Origin of the sequence: Craterilacuibacter sp. (assembly GCF_051659485.1) — a bacterium.
Taxonomy (GTDB): domain Bacteria; phylum Pseudomonadota; class Gammaproteobacteria; order Burkholderiales; family Chromobacteriaceae; genus Craterilacuibacter.
Genome location: NZ_JBOFOO010000325.1, coordinates 1 through 4180 on the forward strand (window position 1 = coordinate 1; position 4180 = coordinate 4180).

A 4180-nucleotide genomic window follows, 5' to 3' on the forward strand; every position below is an offset into this window, starting at 1 on the left:
TATCCTGACTTCTTGAGAAACGCAGCGTACTTGTCCACTCATCTGTAAATGCATTTTTAGATTCAATGGACTGCCCGGTTAGGCGCACTTTTTCTTGATCTGGATCATATTCATTCTTGGCAAAAGTCTGAAATGAACGTAAGGAAATATCGTGCCCTGCCGATATCGTCTGAGTTAGATTAGCTGTATATGCATTGTTCTTATAGCCATCATTGTCAGCATCAAAATTTGACCCTTTATTATTTTGGGCAGAGAAGCCATTTGTTTGCTCACGGCTAATATTGACACTAAATGCCGTGTTATCTACTTTACCGCCAGCACCGATGCCAAGGCGGAAAAAATCATGACTGCCCGCACCAAAGTTAGCATAGAAGCTTGGAGCACCCTTGCCCTGCCGGGTAAAGACCTGAATGACGCCACCAACCGCATCTGCGCCATATAGGCTAGATGCAGGCCCCATGAGCACTTCAATACGGTCAATTTGCTCAACCGGAATGAACTGTAATGAACTTGCACCGTTAGTTGCAGAGACAATACGGACACCATCAACAAGAATAAGGGCGTGGCGCGAGTTAGTACCCCGCAAGAAGATATCCGTCTGCTTTCCTTTGCCGCCAGATTGAGACACCTCAACCCCAGGTACACGCGATAAAATTTGTGGCAGAGAATCAACACCGCTCTGCTCAATCTCTTCCCGCGTAATCACGGTCACATCGGACAGCACCTTGGACACCGGGGTCGCGGTGCGGGTGGCGGTAACCACCACTTCTTCGGCCTGAACCGGGGTTTGCGCGGCGAATAGCGCCGGAGATAGCGCTAAGGACACCAGCGCAACAATGGATTTTTGCTTGAACATTTGGACAGCACCCCTCGAAAGATAAAACGAGAAGGAGTGCAGGAAGAGATACGCAGTCTGCGCACCTATAAGAACGACAATGGTCGTTATCGCCTCCCCGCGATACTCCAGCTAAAGGCGTCAGTTCCAGCGACGCCTGTGCAGGCTGGTCTCCGGGCTGGGTCAAACCAGCTTCGCGCCTTCCCGCCGAATCTCGACAGTGGCTGTTGCGAAGCCTGCGCGCCTAAAGCTGACGCGAGACCTTACCGTTGCGGGGGCAGCGCCGGATTTGCACCGGCTTCCCATGACCTGCGGCGCGCATTATATGCGATAAACCAATCGGGGTATCGCGGCAATTGAGGCAAAGCGCAAACTGGCCTATCCTCGCCCCATGAAAATCGCTATCCCTACTCCCGATCAGGCCGCCTATGCCGCAGCCCAAGCCCATCAGAACCAGCTGACCAAACCAACCGGCAGCCTGGGTATGCTGGAAGACATCGCCTGCCGCTTTGCCGCCTGGCAAGGCTGCCGCATTCCCACCCTGCCACAGGCTGCGATCACCGTATTTGCCGCCGACCACGGCGTGACGGCAGCCGGCGTCTCGGCTTATCCGTCGGCCGTCACCGCCGAGATGGTCAAAAACTTTGCCCGCGGCGGCGCCGCCATCTGTGTGCTGGCACGCCAGCACCATGCCCGTCTGGAAGTTGTCGATGTCGGCGTAGCCAGCCCCTTGCCGGACTTGGCCGGGCAAATCATCAGCGCCAAGGTCATGGCCGGCACCCATAATCTGGCCATACAGGCGGCGATGAGCCGCGAACAGGCGCAAGCAGCACTGGATGCCGGCAGCGCTGCCGCCCGCCGCGCCATCGATGCCGGCGCCACGCTATTGATAGCCGGCGAAATGGGGATAGGCAATACCACTCCCTCGGCGGCACTGATTTGCCATTTCTGCAGCCTGGCACCCACCGACGTCGTCGGGCGCGGCACCGGCGTGGATGATGCCAGCCTCACCCTGAAAGTACAGGTAGTCGAGACGGCTCTGTCATGCCTGCCGACAGATATTGATGCACTGGGCGTACTGGCCGAAGTGGGCGGGCTGGAAATCGCCGCCATGGCCGGCTTTTATCTGGAAGGTGCGCGTCTGGGTATTCCGTCGCTGATTGACGGCTTCATCGCCGCCGCCGCCGCCCTGACCGCGCAAGCACTACAGCCGAGCGTTGCCGACTGGCTGCTGGCCAGCCACCGCTCGCAAGAAACCGGCCATCTGGCGGCACTATCCCGCCTCGGCCTTGAGCCCTTGGTTGATTTCCGCCTGCGTCTGGGCGAAGGCTCGGGGGCTGCGCTGGTGCTGCCGCTGATCGCGTCCGCCATCCGCCTGCATGCAGAGATGGCGACCTTCGACAGCGCCGGCATCTCGGACAAAGTATGAGCCCGTACACGCTGACCCTGCTGCGCCACGGCGACATTCCGCATGCTGGCCGCCTGATCGGCCGCACCGACCTTGAACTCAGCCCCCGGGGCTGGCAACAGCTGCGCGCGAGCTGGGCCAGCCTCAGCCGGACTGCGCCGGTGACGGCGCTGGCTTCATCGCCTTTGCAGCGCTGTCATGCCTTTGCCGTCGAGTCGGCGCGGGTCGCCTCGCTAGCGCTCAAGGTCGATGCCGGTTTTGCCGAAATGGACTTCGGCGACTGGGATGGCCGCGACAGCCGCGAAATCGAAAACGAAGTACCGGGCTGGGGCTTGCGGCTGGCCGAAGGTACGCTCAGCGCGCCGGCAGGCGAATCGTTCGAGGTGTTCCGCAGCAGGGTACTGGGTGCGCTCAGCGGCTGGATCGAAGCGGCGCCCGGCAGTCACCGCGTGCTCATCGCCCATGGCGGCGTGATCACAGTCTTGCTGGCCGAACTGCTGCAACTGCCGTTCTCTGCCGCACGGCTGATCGCGGTGCCGCGCGGCGGCTTCGCCCAACTGGCGATGCTGGATGGCCATCCGGCCTACCTCACCCGTCTGGAGCCGCCATGCGCAGCCTGATTCTCGCCGTGCAGTTCCTCACCCGACTGCCCACCCCGCAGCTGAAAACCTTTGACCCGGCGTGGCTGGCCGATGCCGCACGCTGGTTTGCCGTGGTTGGATTGATCGTCGGCGCGCTGATCACGCTGCCGCTGTATTTGCTTGGCGCTATCGAGCCGTGGCTGGCAGCCTTGCTGGCGCTCTTGCTATGGGTATGGGTCACCGGCGGCCTGCACCTGGACGGGCTGGCGGATCTGGCCGATGCCATGGGTGCAGCCCACAGCTCGCCGCAGCGCTTTATGGAGGTGATGAAAGACCCGCATGTCGGCAGCTTTGGCGTCATCGTGCTCTGTTGCCAGCTCGCGGCCAAGTTGGTGCTGCTGATGCTGGTCGCCAAAGCCGGGCTATGGGCAGCGCTGCTCTTGGTGCCGGCATGGGCACGGCTGTTTGCCGTGGCATGGTCGGCCACCCTGCCGCCGCTGGCGGCCGGCAGCGGCGAGCGCTTTGCCTGGCGCACACACTGGCCGGCGTTCTGGCTATCGGCAGCGCTACTGGCCGCCCTGTCGGCATGGCTGGCACCCGCACTACTGGCCGCACCGCTGGCCGGGCTTGTCTGGTGGGCCTACCTGAAACAGAAACTCGGCGGCATGAGCGGCGACTGCCTGGGTGCCGGCATCGAGGTCAGTGAAACCTTGCTGCTATTGATGCTGCTGGTTTTCATGCTTTTCTGACGAGCAGAAACAAACAGGGCGCCGCAACGGACGCCCTGTTTTTTGCATGACGGCCAAACTTACAGTTTGCCGGCCACCTTGCGCTGACGCAGTACACACAACAGGTCGCAGGCAATATGCGCGGCGGCAATGGCGGTGATCTCGCTGCTGTCGAATGGTGGCGATACCTCCACCACGTCCATCCCCACCAGATTGATGTCTTCCATGCCGCGCACGATGGCCAGTGCCTGTGCGCTGCTAAGGCCACCGGGTACCGGCGTGCCGGTGCCCGGCGCGAAGGCCGGATCGAGGCAATCGATGTCAAAGGTCAGGTAGGCCGGGTTATCGCCGACGATGTCCTTGATGCGGCGCAGGGTCTCGGCGGCACCAATCTCGTGCACGGTGGGCGCGTCGATACGGTGGATACCGAGGAAATCATCATTCCAGGTGCGCAAACCGATCTGCACCGAGGTTTTCGGGTCGATCAGACCATCCTTGACCGCCTTGTAGAACATGGTGCCGTGGTTAAGGCTATCCGGCTCGTCGTCGGCCCAGGTATCGCAGTGCGCATCGAAATGGATCAGGCTCAGCGGCTTGCCGTACTTTTCGGCATGCGCGATCAGCAAGG

5 protein-coding genes and 1 riboswitch are annotated in these 4180 nt (G+C 61.1%); of the genes, 3 read left to right on the plus strand and 2 right to left on the minus strand.

All coding sequences use genetic code 11. The features are described from left to right. On the minus strand, positions 1-856 hold an 856-nt coding region (locus ACRC1E_RS11205; RefSeq protein WP_438515180.1), incomplete at its 3' end, for a TonB-dependent receptor. 126 nt (positions 857-982) lie between these two features. Continuing rightward, positions 983-1162: riboswitch (cobalamin riboswitch) on the minus strand. Between the two features lie 64 nt (positions 1163-1226). Between ACRC1E_RS11205 and cobT the strand changes: the two genes are divergently transcribed. The 3 genes from cobT to cobS are packed head-to-tail and all read left to right on the plus strand — an operon-like array spanning position 1227 to position 3573. Further along, positions 1227-2264, plus strand: coding sequence for a nicotinate-nucleotide--dimethylbenzimidazole phosphoribosyltransferase (cobT, locus tag ACRC1E_RS11210; protein ID WP_438515181.1), 1038 nt, complete (start codon positions 1227-1229; stop codon positions 2262-2264). Further along, entirely contained in the window at positions 2261-2863 is a 603-nt protein-coding gene (locus tag ACRC1E_RS11215) for a histidine phosphatase family protein (protein WP_438515182.1), read from the plus strand. The genes cobT and ACRC1E_RS11215 overlap by 4 nt, the downstream gene beginning before the upstream one ends. Next, a complete protein-coding gene (gene cobS, locus ACRC1E_RS11220) occupies positions 2851-3573 on the plus strand; it encodes an adenosylcobinamide-GDP ribazoletransferase (protein ID WP_438515183.1) in 723 nt (240 codons plus the stop codon). Before ACRC1E_RS11215 ends, cobS begins: the two co-directional genes overlap by 13 nt. Before the next feature lie 59 nt (positions 3574-3632). On the opposite strand, the gene ACRC1E_RS11225 is transcribed toward cobS, so the two are convergent. Then, positions 3633-4180 (minus strand): arginase family protein (locus ACRC1E_RS11225; protein ID WP_438515184.1); only part of this gene is annotated, 548 nt, incomplete at its 5' end.

Excerpts from the sequence above, each read along its gene's own strand:
- cobT (WP_438515181.1), top strand. The coding sequence starts at position 1,227 with ATGAAAATCGCTATCCCTACTCCCGATCAGGCCGCCTATGCCGCAGCC.
- cobS (WP_438515183.1), top strand. The coding sequence starts at position 2,851 with ATGCGCAGCCTGATTCTCGCCGTGCAGTTCCTCACCCGACTGCCCACC.
- ACRC1E_RS11215 (WP_438515182.1), top strand. The coding sequence starts at position 2,261 with ATGAGCCCGTACACGCTGACCCTGCTGCGCCACGGCGACATTCCGCAT.